23 protein-coding genes and 2 tRNA genes are annotated in these 25,820 nt (G+C 31.5%); 21 read left to right on the forward strand and 4 right to left on the reverse strand.

Annotated elements, in window-relative coordinates; all coding sequences use genetic code 11:
* Positions 1 to 118: 118 nt before the first annotated feature.
* From QZV12_RS02430 to QZV12_RS02490, 13 genes are all read left to right on the forward strand, one after another.
* Positions 119 to 373 carry a hypothetical protein gene (locus QZV12_RS02430; RefSeq protein ID WP_295616659.1) on the forward strand — a complete coding sequence of 85 codons (255 nt, stop codon included), beginning with the start codon at positions 119 to 121 and terminating at the stop codon, positions 371 to 373.
* Positions 345 to 956, forward strand: coding sequence for a hypothetical protein (locus tag QZV12_RS02435; protein ID WP_295616662.1), 612 nt, complete (start codon positions 345 to 347; stop codon positions 954 to 956). The genes QZV12_RS02430 and QZV12_RS02435 overlap by 29 nt, the downstream gene beginning before the upstream one ends.
* A gap of 531 nt (positions 957 to 1,487) precedes the next feature.
* Positions 1,488 to 1,751, forward strand: a complete 264-nt coding sequence (locus tag QZV12_RS02440) for a hypothetical protein (protein WP_295616665.1) — start codon at positions 1,488 to 1,490, stop codon at positions 1,749 to 1,751.
* A gap of 126 nt (positions 1,752 to 1,877) precedes the next feature.
* Complete coding sequence (locus QZV12_RS02445; protein ID WP_295616667.1) at positions 1,878 to 2,555, forward strand: class I SAM-dependent methyltransferase; 678 nt, start codon at positions 1,878 to 1,880, stop codon at positions 2,553 to 2,555.
* Between the two features lie 314 nt (positions 2,556 to 2,869).
* Positions 2,870 to 3,802 (forward strand): hypothetical protein, encoded by a 933-nt coding sequence (locus QZV12_RS02450; protein ID WP_295616670.1) that lies wholly within the window; start codon positions 2,870 to 2,872, stop codon positions 3,800 to 3,802.
* Positions 3,765 to 4,679 (forward strand): hypothetical protein, encoded by a 915-nt coding sequence (locus QZV12_RS02455; protein WP_295616673.1) that lies wholly within the window; start codon positions 3,765 to 3,767, stop codon positions 4,677 to 4,679. Before QZV12_RS02450 ends, QZV12_RS02455 begins: the two co-directional genes overlap by 38 nt.
* 253 nt (positions 4,680 to 4,932) lie before the next feature.
* Positions 4,933 to 5,244, forward strand: coding sequence for a hypothetical protein (locus QZV12_RS02460; protein WP_295616676.1), 312 nt, complete (start codon positions 4,933 to 4,935; stop codon positions 5,242 to 5,244).
* 576 nt (positions 5,245 to 5,820) lie between these two features.
* Entirely contained in the window at positions 5,821 to 6,090 is a 270-nt protein-coding gene (locus tag QZV12_RS02465) for a SpoIIIAC/SpoIIIAD family protein (RefSeq protein ID WP_295616679.1), read from the forward strand.
* A 4-nt stretch (positions 6,091 to 6,094) separates the two neighbouring features.
* A complete protein-coding gene (locus QZV12_RS02470; RefSeq protein ID WP_295616682.1) occupies positions 6,095 to 6,370 on the forward strand; it encodes a hypothetical protein in 276 nt (91 codons plus the stop codon).
* A gap of 105 nt (positions 6,371 to 6,475) precedes the next feature.
* A tRNA-Gly gene (locus tag QZV12_RS02475) sits at positions 6,476 to 6,549 on the forward strand.
* Between the two features lie 12 nt (positions 6,550 to 6,561).
* Positions 6,562 to 6,635 (forward strand) — tRNA-Gly (locus QZV12_RS02480).
* A 513-nt stretch (positions 6,636 to 7,148) separates the two neighbouring features.
* Entirely contained in the window at positions 7,149 to 8,189 is a 1,041-nt protein-coding gene (locus QZV12_RS02485) for a hydroxymethylglutaryl-CoA synthase (protein ID WP_295616685.1), read from the forward strand.
* Positions 8,190 to 8,267: 78 nt separating this feature from the next.
* On the forward strand, positions 8,268 to 9,401 hold the full coding sequence (locus QZV12_RS02490) for a thiolase domain-containing protein (RefSeq protein ID WP_295616688.1): 1,134 nt from the start codon (positions 8,268 to 8,270) through the stop codon (positions 9,399 to 9,401).
* A 257-nt stretch (positions 9,402 to 9,658) separates the two neighbouring features.
* On the opposite strand, the gene cobQ is transcribed toward QZV12_RS02490, so the two are convergent.
* Positions 9,659 to 11,278: a cobyric acid synthase CobQ gene (gene cobQ / locus QZV12_RS02495; RefSeq protein ID WP_295616691.1), complete on the reverse strand. Its 1,620-nt coding sequence runs from the start codon at positions 11,276 to 11,278 to the stop codon at positions 9,659 to 9,661.
* A 618-nt stretch (positions 11,279 to 11,896) separates the two neighbouring features.
* On the opposite strand from cobQ, the gene lonB reads away from it, so the two are divergent.
* The 8 genes from lonB (at position 11,897) to QZV12_RS02535 (ending at position 21,548) form a co-directional block, all read left to right on the forward strand.
* On the forward strand, positions 11,897 to 13,783 hold the full coding sequence (gene lonB / locus QZV12_RS02500; RefSeq protein ID WP_295616853.1) for an ATP-dependent protease LonB: 1,887 nt from the start codon (positions 11,897 to 11,899) through the stop codon (positions 13,781 to 13,783).
* 382 nt (positions 13,784 to 14,165) lie between these two features.
* On the forward strand, positions 14,166 to 14,648 hold the full coding sequence (locus tag QZV12_RS02505; protein ID WP_295616695.1) for a hypothetical protein: 483 nt from the start codon (positions 14,166 to 14,168) through the stop codon (positions 14,646 to 14,648).
* Between the two features lie 460 nt (positions 14,649 to 15,108).
* On the forward strand, positions 15,109 to 16,209 hold the full coding sequence (locus QZV12_RS02510) for a hypothetical protein (RefSeq protein WP_295616698.1): 1,101 nt from the start codon (positions 15,109 to 15,111) through the stop codon (positions 16,207 to 16,209).
* Between the two features lie 354 nt (positions 16,210 to 16,563).
* Positions 16,564 to 17,484 carry a ribose-phosphate diphosphokinase gene (locus tag QZV12_RS02515; protein WP_295616701.1) on the forward strand — a complete coding sequence of 307 codons (921 nt, stop codon included), beginning with the start codon at positions 16,564 to 16,566 and terminating at the stop codon, positions 17,482 to 17,484.
* Positions 17,485 to 17,770: 286 nt separating this feature from the next.
* Complete coding sequence (gene hypA / locus QZV12_RS02520) at positions 17,771 to 18,154, forward strand: hydrogenase maturation nickel metallochaperone HypA (protein WP_295616705.1); 384 nt, start codon at positions 17,771 to 17,773, stop codon at positions 18,152 to 18,154.
* Positions 18,155 to 18,303: 149 nt separating this feature from the next.
* The gene (gene hypB / locus QZV12_RS02525; protein ID WP_295616708.1) at positions 18,304 to 18,978 is read left to right on the forward strand and encodes a hydrogenase nickel incorporation protein HypB; all 675 of its coding nucleotides are present in this window, start codon (positions 18,304 to 18,306) and stop codon (positions 18,976 to 18,978) included.
* A 350-nt stretch (positions 18,979 to 19,328) separates the two neighbouring features.
* Positions 19,329 to 20,360 carry a DUF354 domain-containing protein gene (locus QZV12_RS02530; protein WP_295616711.1) on the forward strand — a complete coding sequence of 344 codons (1,032 nt, stop codon included), beginning with the start codon at positions 19,329 to 19,331 and terminating at the stop codon, positions 20,358 to 20,360.
* A 450-nt stretch (positions 20,361 to 20,810) separates the two neighbouring features.
* Positions 20,811 to 21,548: an SDR family NAD(P)-dependent oxidoreductase gene (locus QZV12_RS02535; RefSeq protein ID WP_295616715.1), complete on the forward strand. Its 738-nt coding sequence runs from the start codon at positions 20,811 to 20,813 to the stop codon at positions 21,546 to 21,548.
* A gap of 82 nt (positions 21,549 to 21,630) precedes the next feature.
* Here QZV12_RS02535 and QZV12_RS02540 read toward each other — a convergent pair whose 3' ends face one another.
* The 3 genes from QZV12_RS02540 to QZV12_RS02550 are packed head-to-tail and all read right to left on the reverse strand — an operon-like array spanning position 21,631 to position 25,792.
* Positions 21,631 to 22,206, reverse strand: a complete 576-nt coding sequence (locus QZV12_RS02540) for a MarR family winged helix-turn-helix transcriptional regulator (RefSeq protein WP_295616717.1) — start codon at positions 22,204 to 22,206, stop codon at positions 21,631 to 21,633.
* A complete protein-coding gene (locus QZV12_RS02545) occupies positions 22,199 to 23,989 on the reverse strand; it encodes an ABC transporter ATP-binding protein (protein ID WP_295616719.1) in 1,791 nt (596 codons plus the stop codon). The genes QZV12_RS02540 and QZV12_RS02545 overlap by 8 nt, the downstream gene beginning before the upstream one ends.
* Positions 23,990 to 25,792, reverse strand: coding sequence for an ABC transporter ATP-binding protein (locus tag QZV12_RS02550; protein ID WP_295616722.1), 1,803 nt, complete (start codon positions 25,790 to 25,792; stop codon positions 23,990 to 23,992).
* Positions 25,793 to 25,820 lie beyond the last annotated feature (28 nt).

Raw genomic sequence — 25,820 nt, forward strand, 5'->3', positions numbered from 1 at the left:
GGTTTCCTTTAAGTTCACTGGCAAGAATGGTGATTCTATCTTGCTTTTGGTGAGTGCTCTTATGAATATTAATAGTTATTCGGTTAAATTGGATTTGACTGCGACTTTGGTGGATCTTTTGAGTCCTTATCCGAGGGGTAACATTCCGGATAATGTTATGAGGGAGATTAATGCTAAGGTTAGGGTTCCTCTTCTTAACTATTTGTCTATTAACTATAATATTAATGATAACGAGTTCAGGTTTTTGATTTCCATTATGAATATGAATCTTAATTCTAATATGAGGAGTTGGTTACTGGAGGATTATGTTAAGATTATTAATGCTCATTATGGTCGTATTAATAGTGTTAATCGTTATAATTATTATATGTGATTCCTGTGAGTATCAGAGGATTCGTTTTGAGGTTTTAAGGTATCAAGCTTTGTCTTATGTTTCTGTGACATGGTTTAAGGAAGAGCTTGATATTTTGAATAATTTGGAGTCTCTTAGGGCTTATGGGGCATTGAATGATTTTCTTAAGCTTAAGCTTAAATCTGATTCTCGTAAGGTTAATATTGCAAGTACTGCTTTAGAGAGTGGTGTGAAGAATTCTATGGAGTATCGTCTTTTGTTAAATCCTGGTGGTGCTGATGTTGCTGACTTGCATCATATTAATATTTATTATTCTGTTTTCAATAGTCCGAATCATCTTCCGGATAGTTTGGATGATTTGGCTAAATTGATTCGGAAGGATTTGGATTTGATTCAAGTTAATGATCTTGTTTTGTTTGAATTGATTTGTAATAAGTTCTTTAAGGGTAATCGTCAGGTTTCTGTTTATTTGAATAAGCTTGGTGGTACTGATCAGGTTAAGTTTAATAGGTTGCTTGAGAGGTATAATGCGATTTATGCCTTTTTAGGTGATTGGAGAAGCAATTCCATGGTAAGTTCTATTGAGGGTCTTCTTCATCCGTGATTTTTTTTTGTTTTCTGAAGGAATTTTTAATTTCCTTTCTTTTTTTATTTTTTTGAGTTTGAAAAAAAGTTTAGGCTTAAAATCATAAAATTAATTTTTAATTATAAAGATATTTAATAGAATTAAAATAATCCTATAAAATTTTATAGTCTCATTTTTTTAGAAAATTATTTTAATCTTTTATTTTAAATTATTTTGGTCTTATTTTAATTTAAATATTTTTTATCTGTTTTAGTTTTTTCTACTTTTGTGGATTTTTTTATTTTTTAGACTATTTTTTCTCATTTATGCTAATTTAATTCATTTTTTTCATCTTATTGAAAATTTTTGGTTTATTATATTAAACTATTCTTAACAATAATGCTTATTTTTTAATATATTAAACTATATATTATTTATTTGTAATTTTACCGATATTGTTTACTATTTTTGAATATTACTTTTCAATTGCTCTTTGTTTACTATTATATGCTTTAAAAAACAACTTTTATTCAAGAACTTTTTTAAAAAACATGTAAGGGGTTTGGTAAAATGTCATTAGAAAAAAAGAATGAGAATAGATATGTAAAAAACAGTATTGATTATGGCTCTTATGAATGTGGTGAAGAAATGGATATCTTAAGCAATTCTGATTGTCTTGATCTATTAGATGATTGCATTGAAGAAGATGAAATTCAAAACACTCCCTTAAGTGAAGATGTTGATGAATTGGCAATGTTAAGCTTTTTTAGTGAATTTACTTTAATGGATATAGGGATAGGTGAGTTTATTAGGGAAATTTATTTTGAGGATTAATATTCTTTAATTTCCTTTTATTTATTTTATCCTTTCTTGACCTAATGCTAAAATTTATAAATCCTGTAATTAATATTATTATTGATAAGAAAAAATCGATTTGGATTAAATTTTAGGAGTCATAAAATGTCTGTTAATAAGAAAGGACTCAGGAGTCAAAAAGAGAAAGATTTACTCATTAATGCTCGTAAACCCATTGGGGAATTAGGAATGCAATTGTTGGAAAGAATGAATACAAATCATAAAAGCGTTTCCCTATGGGGAATAAGTCATTTGAAAATTGAAAAGAATGATGTCATTTTGGATATTGGCTGTGGTGGAGGAGCAAATGTAGAAAGATTCAATAAGATGACTGACAATAAGGTTTTTGGTTTGGATTATTCAGAACTTGCTGTTGAAAAATCCACTAAGTTAAATCAAGCTGCCATTGATGAAGGCCGCTGTGAAATCATTCAAGAGTCTGTATCTGAATTGCCTTTTGAAGACAATGTCTTTGATATTGTAACTGGCTTTGAAACAGTTTATTTCTGGCCAGATTTTGTTAATGATGCTAAAGAAGTTAGAAGAGTATTAAAAGATGATGGCATAATGCTCATTTGCAATGAAGCAGTTCCTAAAGAAAATGATGAGCGTCAAAAAGAGCTTATCGACTTATTGCAAATGGAATTGTATTCTGAAGATCAATTTGAACAGTACTTGCGTGAAGCAGGATTTTCAGATGTTATTTGCTTTTCAAAAGAGGGTCCCGATAGCTTGGATAAAGAATTGGTTACCGGTTGGCTTTATGTTATTGCAAGAAAATAAAACCTCCATTTTTTAATGTTTTCATTTATTTTTTTTTAATTTTATTTTTTTTATAGATATTAAATGTTAATTATCTTTTTTTGATTTGATTAATTTTCAATTCTTCTTTTTCGATTTAAATGTAAGTAAGCACTTACATTCAAATATATTTATATATTGGGCTCTTTAAAATTTTAAGATAAGTAAATAACTTTTTATTTAAATTTTTAGATATTTACTGTTTTTTTTTAAACAATCTTTTTTTAGGAAATGAAATGGCATTTGGAAAAAGATTAATTTTACTATAATTTTTTTTAACATTGTGAGGAAATTTAATGAGGGATAAATATATTAAGCGAAGTTTTACTCTTCTTTTAGTTTTATTTATTATGATGATTCCATTTTCATTTGCATCAGAAATCAATGATGCAGATACAATTTTAATGGATGAAAGTCTTCAATCTAATGATCTTTCCACCTTATCGGATGATTATATGGCTGTAGGTGGGAATGTAGAGGAAAATGATTCTCCTTCAAATGATGGGGATGTGAAAATAAGTGATTATGGTTGCTGGGATGATCTAAGTAATGATATTCAAAATCTAAAGCCTGGTGATATTTATAATATTGAGCATGACTATAAAAAGCCGGACAATGCTTCTCTTTGTGGAATAAACATTAATGTTGATAATGTGACAATTAATGGTAATGGTCATATCCTTGAAGGAAATTACAAAAATATTGTTCGAAAAGATGAATGTATTAACCGTTTGGGAAATATCTTTACAGTCAGTAGCAATAATGTCAAAATCATTAATCTGACATTTGCAAATGGAGGATATGACTTGACAGATAATGAGTTTATGGATGTTACATTACCTTCAATTTTAACACAAATTTTTGGTTCTATGAATTTAAGTAGCTTTCATTATAATACTGAAATTTGTGATATTGATCTGATTTCCTTCAGTCCCCTTTGTTGGATGGGAAATGATGGTATTTGTTCTGCTTGTCGGTTTTTAAACAATAAAGCAATAATCGGAAGTTCCATCTCTTGGTATGGAAATAATGGTGTTATTGACAATAGTTTGTTTTTGAACAATTCTGCAAGTCGTCTTGGCGGTGCTATCTATTTGGATGGGGTTAATTGCACTATAATGAATTCCTATTTTGTCAATTCCACTTCCAAGTGGGCAAATGACACTATTTACTTAGGTCTTGATTATGAGGATGGTGTTTTCAAGGAAATTCATACTGCAAATAATTAACTCTAATTTCTGTATAGATGGTCGCTTTTCATGTTTTGATCCATTTTGCCCAATGTTTGACTTTAATGCTGTAGGTTCTAGAATTGATTTTGCCAAATCTATTTTTGATGTTTTGACTTTTGGTGATGTGAATTCCGATAATGACATTAGCTATTATGGTCAAATCTTAAACGGCACTGATTTCGTTATGACATTTCTCAAGAATTTGGATGATGGAATTTTAATAATGCAAGAACTCTATTTTGCCAATCTAACCTATGATATTCAGTCTTCCCTAATTGTAGATAATGTTTTCAATGCATGGATTGCAAAAAATTTCACAGTAAATCTCATTTATCTAAAGTATGTCAATGTTTCAAATATTGTTGATTATGATAATGCCATTAATTTGAATGGAAATAAGGTATTTGGAAAATACTTGAAGCTTTATAAGGAGTATTTAGAGTCCTTTGGAGAGAGTAAAGTCACTTGCGTTAAGGGATTAGGGGTTAATTTTTTAGGCCAACATGCCTTTAAGTCCCATTCCACATGGAAACCTAATGATATGGCTTTTGACACTATTCATATCAATGGTAACAATTCAAGCATTATTGGTGACGCTGGTGATAGGGATGAGTATTCATGGGCTTATTTAGAAGATAATTGTATCTTGGCTGCTGATAACTTAAACATCACTAAGTTTAATCATGCCATTTACAATGATGGTGGGTCTTGCATATTGAATAATGTGATTTTCTATCATAACCGCATGGATTACAGAATTGAACGTGATTGGGGTGCAGCTATTCTCAATGCAGGTATATGCATGTGCACAAATTGTACTTTCATGGAAAATTATTGCAGCAATGGGGGGCAATTTTCTCTCAAGGCTTTTTAAGTTTAGATAGCTACACTTTTAAAAACAATACATCCTATCGAAATGGGGAAAATGTCTTATGTATTAAGAAGACAGAGAGAGCTGAAGAATTAGCGAAACAAAACATTTAAAGAAAATGTCTTATGTATTAAGAAGACAGATGTCTATCTTGAGGGCATTAAGCTTAAGTCTTCTGCAGATGTTGTCACCATTAAAGATGTTACATCCACTTGGGATAAGGTTCTCAAATATGGTTATATGGCATTAAGCGAATATGATTGAAAGCAATAAGGAAATGGATCTTGAGGTTCTCAAATATGGTTATATGGCATTAAGCGCTATTGTTGGTGTTGTTGTTGGTGTTACCACTCTCAATCCTGTTGCAGGTGTTGCTGCAGGTGGTGGAACTGCTGCTGTTCTTGGCCCTTTAACAGGCACATATCTTTACACCAGACACTATGATGTGCATTACAATGCATTAAAGGGAACTTTGATTTTAACTGCAGAAGGTATCACTTTAGGTGTTATAGGAGGTCTTGTCGGAACGTTAAAAGGATTAAAACAATACTTATACAAAATTCTTTAGGTGTTATAGGAGGTCTTGTCGGAGCCTATGGAGGCCAACTTATTAAAAGTATGGGTGGAAGACAAAGGATAGTCATTCCTATTTATGAAGATCCTGAAGGCGGGCTACTTGATATAAGTGGTATATTAAGGTCGGTTATTTAGGGTATTAGTTTTATGGCTGAAAAAATTATTTTGTTTTTCTTAAATAAAATTAATTTTTTCACCGTAATCTCTTTTAAAATTTTTTTTATTTTTTTAAGGGCAATAAATATTCTATTTAATTTGAGTTTGTAAAAAAGTTTAGGCTTAAAATAATAATATTGATTTTTACTTTTAAAAAATCTGATAAAATTTAAATAAGCCTATAAAATTTTACAGCCACTTTAATTTAAAGTAAATTTTAAATTTTTTTAAGGGCAATAAATTTTCTATTTAATTTAAAGTAAATTTTAAATATTATTAAAAAGATATAAAAATTGTTAATGATTAATTTTATAGGTTTTTATTAACTATTATTTTTTTTGAGGAAAATTCTAAATAATAGCTAATAAAAATAGTTAAGAATTATTATCGTTAAGAGAGGAACGGTGATTAAATGTTTTTAGGATTATCAATCGGTTTGATTTCCTTAATAGTTTTTGGAAATATAGAGAATTTAATTTTAGCTTCTCAAGGAGTGGTTAAAGCAGCAAATCCTCTGAAATTAGTTATTGCTAGTTTATTTTGTGTAGCTTGTTGGTTGATTATAGGTACTGTATGCACTCAACAATTGGAAGCTTACGCTATGTATATTGAATTCATTGGTGGATTAGCAATCTTCATTTTAGGTCTTCAATCCATGTATGAAGCAGTTAAAGTTAGGTGAAAACATGTCTTTTGTTCAAGAATATAGACCATTTTTAGGATTATTAATTTTTGGAAACATTGAGAACTTGGTCTTAGCTTCTCAAGGTGTGATTGAAGGGGCAGATCCTTATATAGTTGCTTTTGCAAGTATACTTTTAGTAATCATTTGGCAATCAATTGGTGTTTTCGGTACTAAAGCAGCTATGAAATACTCTAGACATATTGAGTTTATTGGAGGATTCGCTATATTTGTATTGGGTATTCAATCAATGCTTCCTCTCATCAATACTTTAATATAATCTTTAATTTTCACTTATGATAATAATGATTATCATTTGAAATGTTAAGCATAATATAGAAAGATTTATATATTATGTTTGACACACATAATTATGTTGTATATTGCGGTGTTAGTCCAGCCTGGTTAAGACTCTAGCCTGCCACGTTAGAGACCCGGGTTCAAATCCCGGACGCCGCACTTTTTTTTTATGCAGCTGTGGTATAGTCTGGTTATTACTTGGGCCTTCCAAGCCTACAACCCGGGTTCGAATCCCGGCAGCTGCATGCCCAAACTTTTACAATTCTTCGAATTGCAAAAGTTTGATCAAAAATTTTTTCTATTTTTTTTAAGTTATTATTTTTATCAGGTTTTTCTATTTTTTAGTAGTTGTTTTTCTATTTTAGTGGTGCTTTTTTCTATTTTTTATGTATATTTTTTAATAGTTATTTTCTATTTTTATTTTACTATCATTTTTTTAATCAATTCATTCACTTTTTTGGTTTTTTTCAATATTAACCAAATTCAGTAATCTATTTTGAGTTGATTTCCCTCTGTTTATGCCTATTTATTAAATAAGTTTATATGTATTAAAAATTAATATTATATTAATATAAACTTATAATTGAATATAATAAGTCTTATTTGCTTATTTCAAGTTTATATTCATTATAAAAATTAAAAAAACAAAATAGTTGAAATATATTAAAATTTTAAAATTAAATTTATTTATTTAATTATGTTTAATAGCAATTATAGCTATTTTAATTAAAACTATATTATTAAATGGTTGTGATTTAATGGCAGGAATTGTTGGATATGGAGCAAATGTGCCTTCATATAGAATAAAAGTAGAAGAAATCGCAAAAGTATGGGGAGATAACCCTGAATCAATCTCAAATGGATTGATTGTTAATGAAAAATCAGTGCCTTCTTCTGATGAAGATACTGCAACCATTGCAGTTAGCGCTGCAAGATATGCATTGGCAAGAGCACAAATTGATCCTCAAGATATTGGAGCAGTTTATGTTGGTTCCGAATCTCACCCTTATGCAGTTAAGCCAACTGCTACTATTGTTGCTGAAGCTATTGGCGCTACTCCAGATATGACTGCAGCAGATTTGGAATTTGCTTGTAAGGCAGGTACTGCAGGAATTCAAGCTACTATGGGTTTAGTCGACTCTGGTATGATAAAATATGGTTTGGCAATTGGTGCTGACACCTCTCAAGGAGCTCCTGGGGATGCTTTGGAATATACTGCATCTGCTGGTGGAGCAGCTTATATAATTGGTAATAAAAACACCATTGCAGACTTTGGCACTACTTACAGTTTCACTACTGACACTCCAGACTTTTACAGAAGGGAAGGTCAACCTTATCCAAGTCATGGAGGAAGATTTACTGGTGATCCAGCTTACTTTAAACATGTATTCGGTGCAGCTAAAGGATTACTCGAAAAAACCGATACTACAGTAGAAGATTATGATTATGCTATTTTCCATCAACCTAACGGTAAATTTTACTTAAGGGCAGCTACTAAATTAGGATTCAAACCTGAACAATACAAGGATGGTCTTTTAACTCCTAATGTAGGTAATACATACTCTGGTGCTGTTCCTTTAGCACTTTCCAATGTATTGGATAAAGCTCAACCTGGAGATAAGATATTCATAGTATCCTATGGTTCAGGTGCAGGTAGTGATGGATTTACTTTAACTGTAAATGACAGAATTGAAGAAGTTAGAAATTTAGCTCCTACAACTGAAGAGATCTTATCCAAAAAGATTTATGTTGACTATGCAGTTTATGCTAAATTTAAAGGAAAACTTAGAATGGCTTAGATAGGCTATCTAAAGTAATATGAGAGTTTAAAAGTTGAGGTAAATAATTATAGTTATTTTTATGATAAAGGTGAAAAAATGAGAGATGTTGCAATTATTGGAGCTTCCCAAACAAAATTTGGTGAGTTATGGGATATTTCATTTAGAGAATTAATTTCACAAGCTGGTCTTGGAGCTATGGAAGATGCAAACCTTAGCGGTGCAGACTTGGAAGCTATGTTTGTAGGAAACATGTCTGCAGGTCTTTTCGTAGGTCAAGAACATATCGCAGCACTTATTTCTGACAGTATGGGTATGAACCCAATTCCATGTACAAGAGTTGAAGCTGCTTGTGCATCAGGAGGACTCGCACTTAGACAAGGTATTATGGCTGTTGCTTCAGGTTATCACGATATTGTGGTATCTGCAGGTGTGGAGAAAATGACTGATGTTGTAGATGCAACACCAGCTATTGCTACCGCTTCAGATCAAGAGTGGGAAGCTCAGCAAGGAGCTACTTTCCCATCATTATATGCTATGATTGCTCAAAGGCATATGTATGAATATGGAACTACAAGAGAGCAATTAGCTATGATGTCTGTAGTTAACCATAAAAACGCTTCAAACAACCCTAATGCTCAATTCCCATTTGAAATCAGTGTAGACAAAGTATTGGCATCCTCTCCTGTTGCAGACCCATTAACATTGTTAGACTGTTCACCAGTTTCCGACGGTGCAGCAGCTATTGTTATTTGTGCAGCAGAAAGAGCTAAGGAATTCACTGACACTCCTATTTATGTAAGAGCATCTGCACAATCTTCTGGAACCATTGCATTGCATAGCAGAAAAGACATTACTACCTTAGATGCAACCATTGCAGCTTCCAGAAAGGCATATGATATGGCAGGAGTCACTGTTAAGGATATTGATGCAACTGAAGTTCACGATTGTTTCTCAATCAACGGATTGCTTGCTATCGAAGACTTAGGATTTGCTAAGAAAGGTGAAGGTGGAAAAGTTCTTGAGGAAGGACAGACCAATATTGATGGAGATTGTCCAATCAACCCATCTGGTGGTTTAAAAGCAAGAGGTCACCCTCTTGGAGCTACTGGTATTGCTCAAGCTGCTGAAATCGTATGGCAATTAAGAGGAGAAGCAGGCAAACGTCAAGTGGATGGTGCTGAAATCGGTATGACCCATAATGTGCTGTTCATATCTTCGGCAGAGACTTAAACTAAGTTCTGGCAAAGATTTTAACTAAATATAAAATTTCGGCAGAGACTTAAACTAAGTTCTGATGAAGATTTTAACTAAAAATAAAATGATTTTAGCCTAAATTTAAGACTAAAATCTTTCTTTACTTTTTTTATATTTTTTTAGATTATTTTTCTTATTTTTATTTTATTTTGTGCTGTTTTTAGTGACTTTTTTTTATTCTTTAAATATTAATTTATCAATATTTTTTTGGTGCTGTTTTTAGTGACTTTTTTTTATTCTTCAAATATCAATTTATCAATATAATCCATATCCAAAGTGTCCTCTACAATATTTGCTAATTTTTCAAGAGAGTTTTCAACGCTTGTTTCATAAGGATCCTCATCTGTTTTTATTTTCAATCCCTTGTTTTTCCTTATATGATTTAAAAGTTCCCTTCTTAAATTGTAATTATTGAATATTCCATGGAAATAGGTACCAAATACATTATTCTGGTAAGCTCCATCATATTTTCCTTCATTATTGTTTCCCATTCCTTCCTTAATTTTAAACAATGGCTTAGCACTTAAAAGATTTGTTGTACCTTCATGCAATTCATATCCAGTAACTTCTTCGCCATTGATTTTAGAGAATATTTCCTGGATTTCAGATTCCTTTATTCCTTTTTCCAATTCAAATGTGGCAATGCTTTGCTTTACAATTTTTTCTTCTCTAATGAATTCGCTTTCAATGTCTAAAATGCCTAATCCTTCAATTTCATCAAGTTGAGATTCCTTATGGTTTTTATCAATAATCTTATTTCCTAAGATTTGGTATCCTCCGCAGATTCCAATAATTGGGATTCCCTTATTTCTATGCAGTCTTCTTATTCGATTTGCTACTCCTGTCTCTTCCAATTCTCTCATATCCTCTGTGGAATTTCTGGTTCCAGGTAAAATAAGCGCATCAATGTCTTTGAACTTTTCCTTATCGTCATATAGCTCAATCATTCTAATTTCAACATCTTCCTCTGCATCAAAAGGATCGATATCTGTGAAATTAGCTATTTTTGGAAGTTTCAGAACTCCAATTATTATATGCTTTTCATCTTCTGCAAATTCCTTCTTCCAATTATGTTCCTTTAAGGATGCAGAGTCTTCCTCAGGCAATTGGAGGTTTTCTGCATATGGAACTATTCCAAGCACTGGAACTTTTATGATTTCTTCAAGCCTTTCAATTCCAGAGCATAGCAATTCCTGCTTTCCTCTGAACTTGTTTATTATAACTCCCTTAAATCTTGATCTGTCCGCATCATCAAGGAGCAGGAAGGTTCCAGCTATTGATGCAAAGACTCCTCCCTTGTCAATGTCTCCAACAAGAAGCACATTTGCATCAGCTATTTCTGCAGCTCCCATATTTGCCAAATCACCTTCTCTTAAGTTAATTTCAGCAGGGGAACCGGCTCCTTCCATGATTATTATGTCATATTCTTTCCTTAAGTTGTTTAATGAATCTATTACAGCTTCCCTTGCAATAATCTTATAGTCTTCATCATCCATCAAATTATTGTCTATATCCTTTTGGGTTGCTTTGGTCTTATCGTATTTTCTAAAGAAATCCTTATTTCCAACTGCTTCCCCTTGTATGATTACCTGTGAACATGACTCTCCCTTTGGCTTTAGGAGTATAGGGTTCATGTCTACTGTAGGGTCTATATTTGCAGCTTTAGCCTGCAGTACCTGTGCAATAGCTATTTCCTTATTTTCTTTTGTGGTATAGGAATTTAAGGACATATTCTGTGATTTGAATGGAGCGACCTTATATCCTTTTTTTGTATATATTCTACAAAGGGCTGCAACAATTAGACTTTTTCCAGCATTGGAAGCAGTTCCTTGAATCATTAAACATTTTGTCATAATCTTACCTGTTTTAAGTTTTAGATAATTTGCTAGATTATATAATATTCATTTGTCATTTATAAATATAAATATTATTTGAACTAATTACACTTAATATTTATTTTAATATTCTTATAATTTTTCACTTATTTTAGTAAATTAAAGTTACTAAAATACAAACCTTTTTATATGACTAAAATCATAAAGTTATTAAGCATGTAGTTTAATATATATATTTAATATAATATATTAAATTAAAATTGTTGAAAGTTGAGAAGAAATTTTGTTGATTTAAAGTTAAACTAAAATTATAAAAAAACTAGAAATTATATGTGGGATGAAATCAAATTAAAAATTTGGAATAAAGATTTAAAATAAAAATATCTTTTAGAATTAAAATGTTAATAAAAATTTAGGAGGTTTTTCATGGAAGAGGAAAAAATATTGTCTACAGATGTTGAAGCATTAGAATCTAAAGAAGAAATCGTAGATTCACCTGTAGAAGATAATATAATTGATGAAAGTGATGCAGTGGAAGAAGTTATGGATGAAACTGTCGATGCCCAAGAGCAAGCGAAAGACGCTTTAGAAGTTGAATTTGTTGAAGATGATGAAGGCAATCGCAGAATTAAGCCTATGGTTGACTATGAATCAATTTCAAATACTGCAGATATAGAAGTGCCTCCTTTGCTTATTGATCAAGTAATTGGTCACGAAGAATCTGTAGAAACCATTAAAAAAGCAGCAAAACAAAGAAGGAATGTTCTTCTTATTGGAGATCCTGGTGTAGGTAAATCCATGATTGCTAAAGGTATGGCAGAGCTATTGCCTCCTGAAGTATTGGAAGATGTATTGGTTTATCCTAATCCAGAAGACAGCAATTATCCAATGATTAGAACTGTCCCTGCAGGACAAGGGAAGAAAATAGTTAAGGCAAACAAGGCAAATGCTAAAAGCGGTGATGAGAAGAAGCTTATGATTGCCATGTTTGTAACTGCAGCCATTTTCGTTCTTGGTGTCTTGTACCAAAGAATTTTTGAAGCTATCATTGCTGCACTTCTCGTTATATTTATTTCAATGCAAATCAAGCCTAAAATCTCCAATTCTGCTCCAAAATTATTGGTCAATAATGGAGATAAAAGATTTGCACCATTTATGGATGCAACTGGAGCACATGCTGGTGCATTATTAGGTGATGTAAGACACGACCCTTACCAATCTGGTGGTCTCGGTACTCCTGCACACGAACGTGTTGAAAGTGGTATGATCCATAAGGCTCACAAAGGAGTTTTATACATTGACGAAATTGGTACAATGAGTATGAAAACCCAACAAGAGCTTTTATCTGCAATGCAAGAGAAAAAATACGCTATCACTGGTCAAAGTGAAAATAGCAGTGGTGCGATGGTTCGTTCTCAAGCGGTTCCATGTGATTTCGTTCTTGTAGCTTCCGGTAACATTCAAGTTCTTGAAGGCATGCACATTGCAATGCGTTCCAGAATCAGAGGATACGGTTACGAAGTCTTTATGAAAAACTATATGGAAGACACTGAAGAAAACAGAAAGAAACTTGTTCAATTTGTTGCACAGGAAGTTAAGAATGATGGAAGAATTCCACACTTTGCAACTGATGCATTGGATGAAATCATTTTGGAAGCTAAACGTAGGGCAGGCAGGAAAAATGCATTAACCCTTAGACTCAGAGAGTTAGGTGGTTTAGTACGTTCTTCCGGTGATGTAGCTATTGAAGAAGGTGCAGATTTAGTAACTGCTGAGCATGTTGTAACTGCTAAAAGATTTGCAAGAACCTTAGAACAGCAAATTGTTGACAGGTCAATTATCCAAAGAAAGGAATACAGTGTATTCCATTCTACCGGTGGAAAGATTGGTATGGTAAATGGTTTAGCTGTTATGGGTGACAGAAGCGGTATAGTTATGCCAATCGCTGCTGAAATGGCTCCTGCTAACAGTAAAAATGAAGGAAAAATCATTGTTACAGGTAAGCTTGGAGAAATTGCATTGGATTCTGTACAGAATGTAAGTGCAATCATTAAGAAATACACTCAAGTGGATATTTCCAATCACGATATTCACGTTCAATTCCTCCAAAGCTATGATGGAGTTGAAGGGGACAGTGCAAGTGTTTCCATTACTGCAGCTGTAATCTCTGCTGTTGAAGGAATTCCTATAGATCAATCTGTAGCATTAACAGGTTCCTTAAGCGTTCGTGGAGATGTAATGCCTATTGGTGGAGCTACTGCTAAAATCGAAGCGGCAGCTGAAGCAGGAATTAAGAAAGTGCTCTTGCCAAAATCCAATATGGATGATGTCATGCTTGAGAAAAAGTATGAAGACATGATTGAAATTGTTCCTATTGAAACAATTGAAGACGTATTGGAAAACATCTTAATCAATGGAAGCAAAAAGGAAAGATTAATTAAGAAAATGAGAGAAATCAGCGGTGCAGTTACCAGTAAAGTATCTACTGATTCTGTAGGCTTATCTCAACCAAGTCATAATTAAATTATTCTTTAATTAATTATTTTTTCTTTTTTCTATTTTTTCTATTTTTTATATTTTTATTAGTTATAGTATTATATCATTTTTTCATTTTTTCATTTTTTCTATTTTTTTTTAGTTTTATTTAGGTTTAGTATTATATCATTTTTTCATTTTTTTTAGTTTTATTTAGTATAGGATTATATCATTTTTTCATTTTTTTTAGTTTTATTTAGTATAGGATTATATCATTTTTTCATTTTTTTATCTTATTTTTCCATGGTTTCAACTCTTTTTATGCTAATATTTGCAAAAAGTTTATATATCTAAATAGAACTATAATAATTATAGTAAAAATCGAAAATCATTTTAATCTAATATGATTAATAATTTAGGTGGTGATTAAATGGCAAGTACATTAACTAAAGCTATAGGTATTGTCGCTGTGGTTGTAGTTATATTTTTGGCTATAACTGCATTCTCTAACGTATTGATCTTAGCTCAAGATGATACTGAAGGAGGAATTCCGGGAGTAGATATGGCTGCTTTATGGAGTTTAAATGGTGGATTTACTTGGATTTATCCAGGAAGTTCTCATGACCCTCAAGGACGTACTCTTCATAATATTTATATGTTAGATGAACCTTTCCAAGAAGCTAAGGAGATTATGGAATATACTTATGGTATCACTCCACATATTCTAGTGATTATTAATGATCAAGTTGCGGCACATATTTTTGGTGAAAATATTCTTGACACTATTCGTCAGCATGACTGGGTTGAAGGAAACTCCAGAGGAGATGCTGTTGCTATGAGTATTACTCATGTAAATCCGTTGCCGATTATTCCAGATATCCTTATGGGAAATATTAAGATAATGTTTATTTAAATAAAGTTTCATAGGTTTTAATCAGTTGAAGTTCGATTATAATCTTTCAATTATGGGCTGTGAATCCCATAATCTTTTTATTTTTTTATTTTTAAAATTATCTCTATCTTTAATTTTTAACTTATTTTAACTTATTTTAACTTATTTTAACTTATTTTAACTTATTTTTAACTTATTTTAACTTATTTTTAACTTTTCTTTAAATTATTATTAACTTAATTTTTAACTTATTTTTTAATTTATTTCCAGTTAAATTTCTATTTTCAGTTTTTCTATTTTTCTAATAATATTAATTATAATCCTTCCTTATTTTGCTAATATTTAAATACTTTGTAAAATAAAAACATTAATGTTAAATAAAATATAAAATAAGATTAAATAAATTAAAGTGATTTAATAGGAAATCTTTCTTATTTTATACTAATTATAAATTTTATAAAATTATTTATTGTGTGATTTCATGTTATTAATAGCTCAAAATCATTTTCAACTTATAATCGAAGTAGGTTTGATTTTACTTGCTACCATGATATTTGTATTGAATCTTGTTCCACTATCATTAAGTGTAGTTACTTTCTTGTCCTTATTCCTATCAGGACTTTTCACATTTGTGTTTGGAGCGGATTTAGGACTTTTATTATTGTCATTTGGTCAGCACGAATTTACTCACCCATTCGGTCCAATTGCTCTTTTAGCTATTATAACTGCATTAGCTTCGCTGAAGGTGATGGAAGAGTCGGGGGTTAATGTAGGACGGCTGAAAAGAGTTGTTTACTTGCTTCTTGCAGGTATTACCATCTTTGGGGGAGCAATGCACAGATCTTTCTTATTGTTATGGTTTATAGGATTATTTATTGGATATACCATTATTTCAAAATCCTTCAGACAACAATCCTTTCTTTCAATGAAAAGAATCGGTATGTTCTTTGTAGCAGGATTGATTGCTTTCGGATTATTGGAGATTATTTCAAAAATTTCCGGTATGGAAATTTTCTCTCCAGTGCTCAGGATTTCAAGGCTTGCACAAAACTCCTTATCAAGTTTGAAGTTAGTACTTGAAAACACTTACTTGATTGGGCATGACCCTGCATCCTCTTATTGGTCCAATAGTTCAAGATTTGCAGATGGATATATCAGTTTGCCAATGCAATTTATCTTAATGTTTGGTTTACCATTCCCTCTCTTCTTTGGTCTATTGGTAACAAGGAAGGATACAATCGATTATATGCTTCCAGGTATTTTCGGTTACGCTTATGACTTTGGATATATTACTTTCATAGTATTGCTTCTAATAGTTTTAGGAACTATTGTAGTTGGATTAAAAATCCTTGCTGATTATAGGCGTAAAAGAGAAAGCAAGAATAGAAAATACTTAGGTAAAGAAGTTCTTTTAATCGGAACTCTTACTGGTTTCATTTCTCAAGCTATCATTGGTTTGTTCCTCTTTAACAGGACAGTAAACGGTATGGCTTTATTAACATTCATGTTCCTTGGATCTTTAATCTTGGCTCATACAGTTTCCATACGAAGAGACAGCAGTGATGCTATAAGCAGAGGTTAATCTCAAACTTTTAGAAAAAGTTGGATTGAAAATATTTCTATGGTTGTCTTCAACCATATTTACTTTTTTTTTAAATTTTTACATTTTTTTAACTTATTTTAATTTATTTTATCTTGTTCTATCTTACTAGTTTATTTTAATTTATTTTAATTTATTCTATCTTATCTAACTCATTTTAACTTATTTTTAATTATTTTTCCTCATTTTGTTCATATATTCTTTTTTTATCATTTCCTATTCCAACTTTTTTAAAATAGTAATATTTAATTATAAATATCAATATAAATAGTACTATATTTTATTAAATTAGTTAATGAAAATTTATTAATAAAAACAATATTATTGGTGATTATATTGATTATCGGCGGTTCAGCATCACAAAAATTGGCAGCAAAGGTTGCAAAGGAATTAGGAGAAACTTTATGCCCTTTAGAGACTAAGAAATTCCCTGATGGGGAAAGATACATTAGAGTTAAAGGGGAAGTTGAAAAGAATGTGACAGTTATACAATCAACTGGTTTCCCTCAAGATGAAAACTTAATAGAATTGTTATTCTTGCTTAGAACTCTTAAGGACTTAGGTGCAGAGCATATTAAAGTGGTTGTTCCATATTTAGGTTATGGCAGACAAGAATTAAGATTTAAAGATGGAGAAGCCATTTCAGCACAATTGGTAGCTAATTTAATCGAAGAATCTGGTGCTGATGAATTCATTTCAATCAACTTGCATGAAGATAGCGTTAGAGATTTCTTCAATATTCCAACAGCAAACCTTTCTGCTATGCCTCCAATTGCTGAATACATTGCAGATAAAGTTGAAAATCCTATTGTCATCGCTCCTGATAAAGGCGCTTTAGGATTTGCTGAGGAAATAGCTGAAATCCTTGGCTGCAATTGCACATATATGAGCAAAGTCAGATTAGGTCCAGATAAGGTAGAAACCAGAATCGTAGATGTTCAATGTGATTTTGATGCAGAGGATCTTAATAAAGTCAAAAATGATACTAAGGTCAATATTGATTCAGTTGAAGGAAAGGAAGCCATCATCATTGATGACATCATAGCTACTGGCGGAACAATAGTAAATGCAATCGGCATTTTAAAGGAACATGGAGCAAAATCTGTTGATGTATGCTGTGTTCACCCAGTTTTAGTAAATGATGCTGTATTAAAGATCATGGCTGCTGGAGCTCGTGACTTATCAAGTACAGATACTTTAACATCTGATGTAAGCTGCATTTCTGTAGCAAAGCTTATTGCAGATGCAATTAGATAGATTAATTTTTATAAAAGTAAATCATTGAATATGAGTTAAATTATTAAGACTCATTAGATTGATAAGATAAATAAATTTTTCTAAAATTTTTTATTTTTTATTTTTTCTTATCTTTTTTTGCTTATTTTTTAAAAAAAGTATTACTTGCTATTCATTGTAATAATAATTGTTTTTATTAACAACAATAGTTTTATATTATATTAATAAATAAAGTATATATGATAAATATAATAAAAACTTCTTTATTTTTATTATCTTTTTATTTTATCGAATTTGGAGATTTAGAATGCACGAATTATCTATGGCACAAGGGATTTTAAATGCAGTTTTAGATACTGCAGAAGCTAATGATGCAATTAGGGTAACAGATATGATTATTGAAATTGGAAAATTGGCTATGCTAAATCCTGAACAATTGAAATTTATGCTTGGTGTCTTATGCAAGGACACAATAGCTGAAGATGTTAATATTGTTATTGAAGATATTGATGTTGAAATCAAATGTCACAACTGTGACTTTGAAGGTATCGCTAATGTTGATGACAGTGATCATTATGCACCTATGATTTTATGTCCAAAATGTGAAAGTCATAGGGTTGAAGTTCTTAACGGAAGGGATGTTACTGTAAAAAACATTAGTATTGAAAGGGAAGATGATGATGAAAATTAGCTAAAATTTTAGTTTATGAAAATCTATCCTTTTAATTAGTTGTACTTTTGTTAATTTTGATATTTATCTTAATAACTATTAAAAATATTAATTGAATTTTTAAAATTATTGAACTTATCATAGAAAAATATGTTTTGAAGGTGAATTATATGCATAAAGTTGCTGATGTAGAAGTAGCAAAGAACATTATGGATGCCAATGCTAAACTGGCACATAAGAATTTACATTTATTGGAAGACCATAACATCTTTTGTGTAGACTTTGTAGGAGCTATTGGATCAGGTAAGACTTCCCTTATTGAAGACATTATTGACAATGTTGATGAAAAGGTAGGTGTAATAGCTGGAGATGTAATTAGTAAATTTGATGCAGGAAGAATTGAAGCTCACAATGTTCCTGTAGTTGGATTGAACACAGGCAAGGAATGCCACTTGGATGCACACTTGGTCGGTCATGGATTAGGTGACTTGCCTCTTGATGAGATTGATTACTTGTTCATTGAAAATGTAGGAAACCTAATCTGTCCTGTTGACTTTGAGTTAGGTTCCCATATGAGAATCGTTGTAGTGAGTGTTACTGAAGGTGACGACACTGTAGAAAAACACCCACTCATCTTCCAAAACTCTGGCCTTGTCATAATCAATAAGATTGACTTGGCTGAAGCTGTTGGAGCTAGTGTGGATAAGATGGTGGAAGATGCAAAAAGATTAAATCCTGATGTAAAAATCATTACTTCAAGCTTAAAAGAAGGAAAAGGTTTAGATGAAGTTATTGCAGCTATTGAAGCTTGTAAAGCTCATGAAGCTGAACATCATCATCATTAATTCAAACTTTTAGAAAAAGTTGGATTGAAATATTTTCATGGTTGTTTTCAACCATCTTTTTTTATTTTTTCATTATTTTAATTCAAAGTTTTAGAAAAAGTTTGATTGAAATGTTTTCATTGGTTGTTTTCAACCATATTTTTTACTATTTTTTACTATTTTTTATTATTTTTTTTTTTTAATTATTTCTCATTGTTTATATTCTTATTTTTTATTCTAATTTTCACTAAGTTTTTTCTTTATCTGTTTTTCTTATTTATTTTTATCTAAATTATATTAAACTTTATTAAGTATTATTTTAATAATTATTATTAAGTTAATTAAAATATTAATTTTTAAGAGGTGATTTCATGAAAATATGGATTGATATATCAAATGCTCCTCACATAAGGTTTTTTAAAGATGTCATTAAGTATTTTGAAAGTGAAGGAGAAGATGTTTTAGTTACAGCTCGTAAATTTGGGGATATTCATAAGTTAATGGATATGTATGATATAGATTTTGTCTCTGTTGGTAAGCATGGAGTCACATTAGAGGAAAAACTTAAGGAAAGTGCAGAAAGGGTAGTTAATTTAGCAGATTTGATTTCTGGTGAAAACTTTGATGTAGCATTGTCAAAGCATTCCATTGAACTTCCAAGAGTTGCATTTGGTCTTGGAATTCCAAGTCTTTTTGTTTTGGACAATGAACATGCTATGGCTGCAAATAAATTGACCCTTCCATTATGCAGCAAGATCATTGTTCCAAATATTATTGACATGTGGAAATTGATGGCCTATGGAGCAAATCCTAATGACATAATCAGATACAATGGAACATCTGAACTTATGCACTTTAATAATTTCAAATTTAATGAAAGCATTTTTGATGATTTAGGACTTGATTTGCCATTGCAGAAAACCATACTCATGAGGCCTGAACCTTCACTTGCATCCTATTTGAATACAGACTGCAGAAAATCCGTATTGTCTCCAGTTGTAGATGTTTTAAAGGAATATGCAAATATTCTCATATTGCCTCGTTTTAAGGAACAGGCTGAGATTTTTGAAGGAATTAAAAATGTGACAATTCTTAAGCCTCCTGTAGACACTTCAAGCATTATCAAGGCATGTGACCTTGTGATTGGTGCAGGTGGAACTATGAATAGGGAAGCTGCAATCCTTCAGACTCCTGTCATTTCATGCTATCCTGGTGATACATTATCTGTAGACCAGTTTTATGTTAACAATGGCTTGATGTATAGAACAACCGATTTAGAGGACATTACAAAACAGGCACTTAAGTTTATTGTAAGTCCACATAAGCCAATTGACTTTAAAACAGATAACTTGTTTGAATTGATTGTAAATAAGACTTATGAATTAGGCAATTCCAAAAAATAAGTTTTATTTATTTTATTTCCCTTTTTTTATTATTTAAAAAATAAGTTTAATTTGTTTATTCTTTTTTTTATCTATTTTAAAATTTAGTTTTATTTGTTTTATTCTTTTTTTTATCTATTTTAAAAATTTAGTTTTATTTGTTTTATTCGTTTTTTTATCTATTTTAAAAATTTAGTTTTATTTGTTTTATTCGTTTTTTTATCTATTTTAAAGATTAATTTTATTTATTTTATTCATTTTTCTATTTTTTTAGTTTTTTTTATAAATCTTCTCTCTTTGACATATGATTTTTAGTTTATTTCGCTATTTTTGTTATTTTTTTAATAGTTTGAGTATTACTTTGAAAGATTTAGAAAAATTTAAGTATGCCTAAATTATACTATAGATTGTAAAGTTTTAATAATTAACTTAATTGATTAAAATTTTATTTAAATTATCGAGGTGAAAAAAATGGCAAATGCAATTATTACTGGTGGATCCAGAGGAATTGGTAAAGCAATGGCTTTAAAATTAGGTGAATTAGGTTACAATGTGGCTATTAACTATCGCAGTGACTCATCTAAACAATTAACCGAAGACTTAGTTGAAGAAATCAAATCTGAATATGGTGTAAAAGCTATTGCTGTACAAGCAGATGTAAGTAAATTCGAAGACTGTAAAAAATTAGTAGAAGCTGCTGTAGAAGCATTTGGTGAAGAAATTGATGCTCTCGTAAACAACGCAGGTATTACAAACAACTGTAACTTCATTGACTTACAACCTGAACAATACGAAGCTGTAATCAACACAAACCTTGTAAGTATGATGCACATGTGTCACTTAGCATTACCATATATGGTTGACCACGATTCAGCTATTGTATGCACTGCATCTGTAGGTGGATTAACCGGTGTAATCAACCAAGCTGACTACTGTGCTGCTAAAACTGGTGTAATCGGTTTATGCCGTGCATTAGCATTGGAATTTGCACCTAGAAAAGTACGTGTAAATGCAATTGCTCCTGGTATGATCATGACTGACATGTTACGTGGTGTAAACCAAGATGAATTAAATGCTCTTGCAGCAACCATCCCACTCGGCCACATTGGTGAAGTGGAAGAAATCGCTGGTGCACTTGAATACATCTTGACTGCAGGCTACTTAACTGGACAAGTTATTTCACCTAACGGTGGATTTGTACTTCAATAGATAAAAAGAAATTATAATTAAGAGCATTCTCTTAATTATTCCTTTTTTCTTTTTTTTTTTAGCTGTTTTTCATTACAATTAATCAATTGATTAATTTTGACCATGCTTCATAGTGTTTTTCATCTTTAAAGTATTTTTCATACATTTCTTTTCTGTTTTTAACTATCCTCTCATATCTTTCAGGATTTTCCTCTTTGAATTTTTTGTGAATGGATTTTATTAAAATATTCAAATATTCATTTAAATTTTCCTTCTCTTCTTCACTTAAGGAGTCAAAGATATCAATGTCATCATAGTTTTTCAGTTCCAGATTTCTTCCTTTCTCCGTTAATTCAATTAGCAAAATTCTTTTATCCTCTGCAGATGGAACTTTCCTAACAAATCCCTGCTGTTCCAATTTATTCAAGGTTTTATTAAGGGAGCTGGCACTGATATTCAGTATTTCAGATAGGGCTTTAGTGGATATCTTGTCTTTCATTTTTAAGATTGCAATCAATCTGCCTTGTCCCTTTGTAACACTCTTCATTGCAGGATTTTTCTTTTTATTCATTTTATCCATAATCTCATTGATCATATGGAATTTATGGAATAGCAATTGATTGTCAATTCCATTGCTTCCATGAGTTTCATAAATGCCATATTCTTTTTTCTCAGTCATATGAAACTCTCCCTTTTTGAGTGTTTAGGGTATTGTAGTAATATCCTTTTTGTTCCATTAGCTCTTCATGTGTTCCTTGCTCTATGATGTGGCCGTCATCAATTACAATAATCTTGTCAGCATCTCTGACAGTTGATAATCTGTGAGCTATAATGAAGCTGGTTCTATCTTCCATCAATTGGTCCATGGATTTCTGAATTAGCTTTTCAGTTCTTGTATCAACTGAAGATGTTGCCTCATCCAAAACCAGAATCTGCTTGTTTGAAAGAATTGTTCTTGCAATGGTTAAAAGCTGCTTTTGACCATGGGAAATGTTGTCCACATCTTCATTCAGCTCTTTTTGATATCCTTCTGGAATTTGTCTAATGAAATGGTCTGCATTTGCCTCTTTTGAAGCGTTCAATACCTCTTCATCACTTGCATCCAATTTTCCATAACGGATGTTATTGCATATTGTATCATTAAAGAGCCAAGTGTCTTGAAGCACCATTCCCACAAGAGACCTTAAGCTATGCTTGTCGTAATTGGTGATGTTGACACCATCAATCTTGATTGCACCGCTGTTAAGGTCATAGAATCTCATAAGCAATTTTACAATGGTTGTTTTTCCTGCTCCAGTCTCTCCTACAATAGCTATTTTCTCTCCTTTTTTAACGGTAAATGATAAATCCTTAATTACCATTTCATCTTCATTGTAACCAAAATTGACGTTTTCAAAAATTATTCCTTCATTTATTTCATTTATCTGTTCTTTTGAAGGGTTTTCCTCAACATCCACTTCTAAAAATCTAAAGATACGTTCGCTTGCTGCCATTGCAGTTTGCACCATATTCATTATTCTTGTTATTTGTTCAATAGGGGTTGTGAAGTTTTTAGCATATTGGATGAATGCCAATATGTCTCCAACAGCTATTGCATTTTGAAGCACAAAGACTGCTCCAAGAACTGATATGATTACATATTGGAAATTTGAAATGAAGCGTATTAAAGGTGTGGATATGCTTGAAAAGAACTTGGATTTCCATTCCTGTTCATACCAATTTTCATTATCCTCTTTAAAGATTTCCATAGATTCCTCTTCTTGGTTAAATGAACGTATTATCTCATGGCCTGTAAATGATTCTTCAATTTGTCCATTTAAACGGCCTCTGTATTCCAATTGTTTCAAATAGTAATCTTGTGAAAATTTGGTTACTTTAGCGATAATTAAAAATGCAACTGGAATCAATATCACTGTTGTAATGGTTAGCCACAAATTGATGCTTAGCATCATGATGGTAACTCCAATTATTGTCACAACACCTGTTAATAATTGGTTGAATGTTTGAACCAGACCTGTTTGAAGAGAGTCTACATCGTTTGTAATTCTTGATAGTATGTCTCCTCTTGTATTGCTGTCCAAACCTCCCATTGACAAGTGGGTGACCTTTTCAATCAAGTCCTTTCTTAGATTGTAGCTTATATCTGTTGTTATCTGCAGTAGGGAATAGCTTTGAAGATATGAGAAAATTGCACTTATGACATATAGGATGACACAGAGTATAAGGAGATTGATAATATATTCTAAATTCATATTTCCAGAGTTTATACCTTCAAATATTGCAGTTGTTGCAAGTCCAATCAAGAGAGGGCTTATCACTGAAAATACAGTTGTTAAGATTCCACAAATGACTGTCAAACTTAGCTTTAGCTTATAGTCTGCCAATAATCCAAATATGTTTCTAATGGATTGCCTTGTATCTGCAGGTTTTTCAGGAGGTAATCGTCTTGGTTTTCTTGCCATTTATTTCCCTCCTGTTGGGTTTTTTAGAGAATGTGTATCTATGATGAAATTGGATTCCTCCTCTTCATACAACAAATCTCTGGAACGTTCTATTTGGGAAGATACGATTTCTCTGTAAATGTCACAGTTTTCTCTCAAGTAGTCATGACGGCCTTTGTCGACTATCTCTCCCTCGTCAATTACAATTATTTCATCTGCATCCATAATTGTTGAAATTCTTTGGGAGATAATGAGTATTGATGCATTTTCCTTCAAGTCTCTTATATTCTCTTTCACTTTTGCTTCAGTGTTCATGTCCAGTGCTAAAAAGACATCATCAAATAGATAAAAGTCACGTTTGCCGATTATTGATCTTGCTAGCTGAAGACGTTGCTTTTGCCCACCTGAGAAATTCACTGCTCCTTGGCTAACTTCATCATCTAAGCTTTCTATAAAGTCAACTTCTGCCATTTTTAATGCTTTTTCAATTTCATCGTCACTTGCATCAGCTTTTCCGATTTGCATATTGGACCTTATTGTACCTTGGAAAAGAATGGCTTTTTGAGGAGTGTAGGAAATTCTCTCCCTTAATGTGCTTAACTTATAATCCTTTATGTTTTTGCCATTAAGCAGTATTTCCCCACCTGTCACATCTTGAAGACGTGGGATTAGGTTTAAGATTGTTGATTTTCCGCTTCCAGTACCTCCAATTATGGCGGTGGTCTTTCCCTTTTCCAATTTAAAATTAATATTCTTTATGATTTCATTTTCACTTCCAGGATACTTGTAGGATACATTTTTAAATTCAATAGTGGGATTGTCATCTATTTTATCAATTGGTCCATCGCGGATTGTTATTTCAGTATTTACAACTTCTGCCACTCTTCTTCCAGATACTAAAACTCTTGGAATCATAATTAAAAATCCGCCAAGCATTAGAAAAGACATTACAATCTGTGTAGCATATTGGATAAATGCAATGATTGTTCCAGTTAATATTTCTCCATTAATTGCATCATATGCTCCAAAGTATAGGATAAGGACTATCATTAAGTTTAATATCAAGTTCATTACAGGTAACATGATTAAGAGAATTTTAAAAACACGCAGGTTTACATCTTTAAATTTTGCATTGGCTTCTTCAAATCTTTCCTCTTCATAATCCTGCCTTACGAATGCTTTAATAACAGGCATTCCCATTAGTATCTCCCTTGATATTTGGTTGATCTTATCTGTTAATTTTTGCATTACATCGAAGTATGGAGTCATCTTTATGAATATTATAAAAAGAGGTATGAATGTTGCAGCAAATGTCACTGCAATGATCCATAAAAGATTGGTTCCAAGTTTCATTGATTTGATTATGCTTCCTATACCTAATATAGGTGCAAATAGGATTGTAGTAAAAAACAATCCTAAAAATATCTGTATTTGGTATACATCGTTTGTATTACGGGTTATAAGTGATGCTCTTGATATTTTATTCAATTCAAAATTTGAGAATTTTAAGATCTTCTCATAACTTATTTTTCTTAAATCCCTTCCGTATGCTGCTGATACTTTACTGGAGAAATAGGAAAGGGCTATTGTGGATAACATTCCTATTAAAACCATTGCCATCATCATAGCGCCAACATTTATTATGTAATCAAAATCGGTGTTTTTTATTCCAATATCTACAATGTTTGCAGTGTATGTTGGCAGTGTTAGGTTACAGTAAACATCTACAAGCAGGAATAGGAAAATAAGAAAAAGTGGAATTATGCTCTTTTTGAGTGGACTAATTAATTTCCTTATGGTTTTTAGTGTTTTACTTAGATTCATGACTTTTCCACTTTAATTTTTTTTCAAA

The sequence above is a fragment of the uncultured Methanobrevibacter sp. genome, assembly GCF_902769175.1.
In the GTDB taxonomy this organism is placed as follows: Archaea; Methanobacteriota; Methanobacteria; order Methanobacteriales; family Methanobacteriaceae; genus Methanobrevibacter.

What these genes read in the sequence shown, in the direction of transcription:
- hypB (WP_295616708.1), top strand. Translation starts at nt 18,304, where the DNA reads ATGCATAAAGTTGCTGATGTAGAAGTAGCAAAGAACATTATGGATGCC.
- QZV12_RS02455 (WP_295616673.1), top strand. Translation starts at nt 3,765, where the DNA reads ATGGTGTTTTCAAGGAAATTCATACTGCAAATAATTAACTCTAATTTC.
- QZV12_RS02465 (WP_295616679.1), top strand. Translation starts at nt 5,821, where the DNA reads ATGTTTTTAGGATTATCAATCGGTTTGATTTCCTTAATAGTTTTTGGA.
- QZV12_RS02550 (WP_295616722.1), bottom strand. Translation starts at nt 25,792, where the DNA reads ATGAATCTAAGTAAAACACTAAAAACCATAAGGAAATTAATTAGTCCA.
- QZV12_RS02540 (WP_295616717.1), bottom strand. Translation starts at nt 22,206, where the DNA reads ATGACTGAGAAAAAAGAATATGGCATTTATGAAACTCATGGAAGCAAT.
- QZV12_RS02450 (WP_295616670.1), top strand. Translation starts at nt 2,870, where the DNA reads ATGAGGGATAAATATATTAAGCGAAGTTTTACTCTTCTTTTAGTTTTA.
- QZV12_RS02460 (WP_295616676.1), top strand. Translation starts at nt 4,933, where the DNA reads ATGATTGAAAGCAATAAGGAAATGGATCTTGAGGTTCTCAAATATGGT.
- QZV12_RS02440 (WP_295616665.1), top strand. Translation starts at nt 1,488, where the DNA reads ATGTCATTAGAAAAAAAGAATGAGAATAGATATGTAAAAAACAGTATT.
- lonB (WP_295616853.1), top strand. Translation starts at nt 11,897, where the DNA reads ATGGTTGACTATGAATCAATTTCAAATACTGCAGATATAGAAGTGCCT.
- QZV12_RS02510 (WP_295616698.1), top strand. Translation starts at nt 15,109, where the DNA reads ATGTTATTAATAGCTCAAAATCATTTTCAACTTATAATCGAAGTAGGT.
- QZV12_RS02485 (WP_295616685.1), top strand. Translation starts at nt 7,149, where the DNA reads ATGGCAGGAATTGTTGGATATGGAGCAAATGTGCCTTCATATAGAATA.
- QZV12_RS02490 (WP_295616688.1), top strand. Translation starts at nt 8,268, where the DNA reads ATGAGAGATGTTGCAATTATTGGAGCTTCCCAAACAAAATTTGGTGAG.
- QZV12_RS02470 (WP_295616682.1), top strand. Translation starts at nt 6,095, where the DNA reads ATGTCTTTTGTTCAAGAATATAGACCATTTTTAGGATTATTAATTTTT.
- QZV12_RS02530 (WP_295616711.1), top strand. Translation starts at nt 19,329, where the DNA reads ATGAAAATATGGATTGATATATCAAATGCTCCTCACATAAGGTTTTTT.
- QZV12_RS02505 (WP_295616695.1), top strand. Translation starts at nt 14,166, where the DNA reads ATGGCAAGTACATTAACTAAAGCTATAGGTATTGTCGCTGTGGTTGTA.
- hypA (WP_295616705.1), top strand. Translation starts at nt 17,771, where the DNA reads ATGCACGAATTATCTATGGCACAAGGGATTTTAAATGCAGTTTTAGAT.
- QZV12_RS02535 (WP_295616715.1), top strand. Translation starts at nt 20,811, where the DNA reads ATGGCAAATGCAATTATTACTGGTGGATCCAGAGGAATTGGTAAAGCA.
- cobQ (WP_295616691.1), bottom strand. Translation starts at nt 11,278, where the DNA reads ATGACAAAATGTTTAATGATTCAAGGAACTGCTTCCAATGCTGGAAAA.
- QZV12_RS02445 (WP_295616667.1), top strand. Translation starts at nt 1,878, where the DNA reads ATGTCTGTTAATAAGAAAGGACTCAGGAGTCAAAAAGAGAAAGATTTA.
- QZV12_RS02545 (WP_295616719.1), bottom strand. Translation starts at nt 23,989, where the DNA reads ATGGCAAGAAAACCAAGACGATTACCTCCTGAAAAACCTGCAGATACA.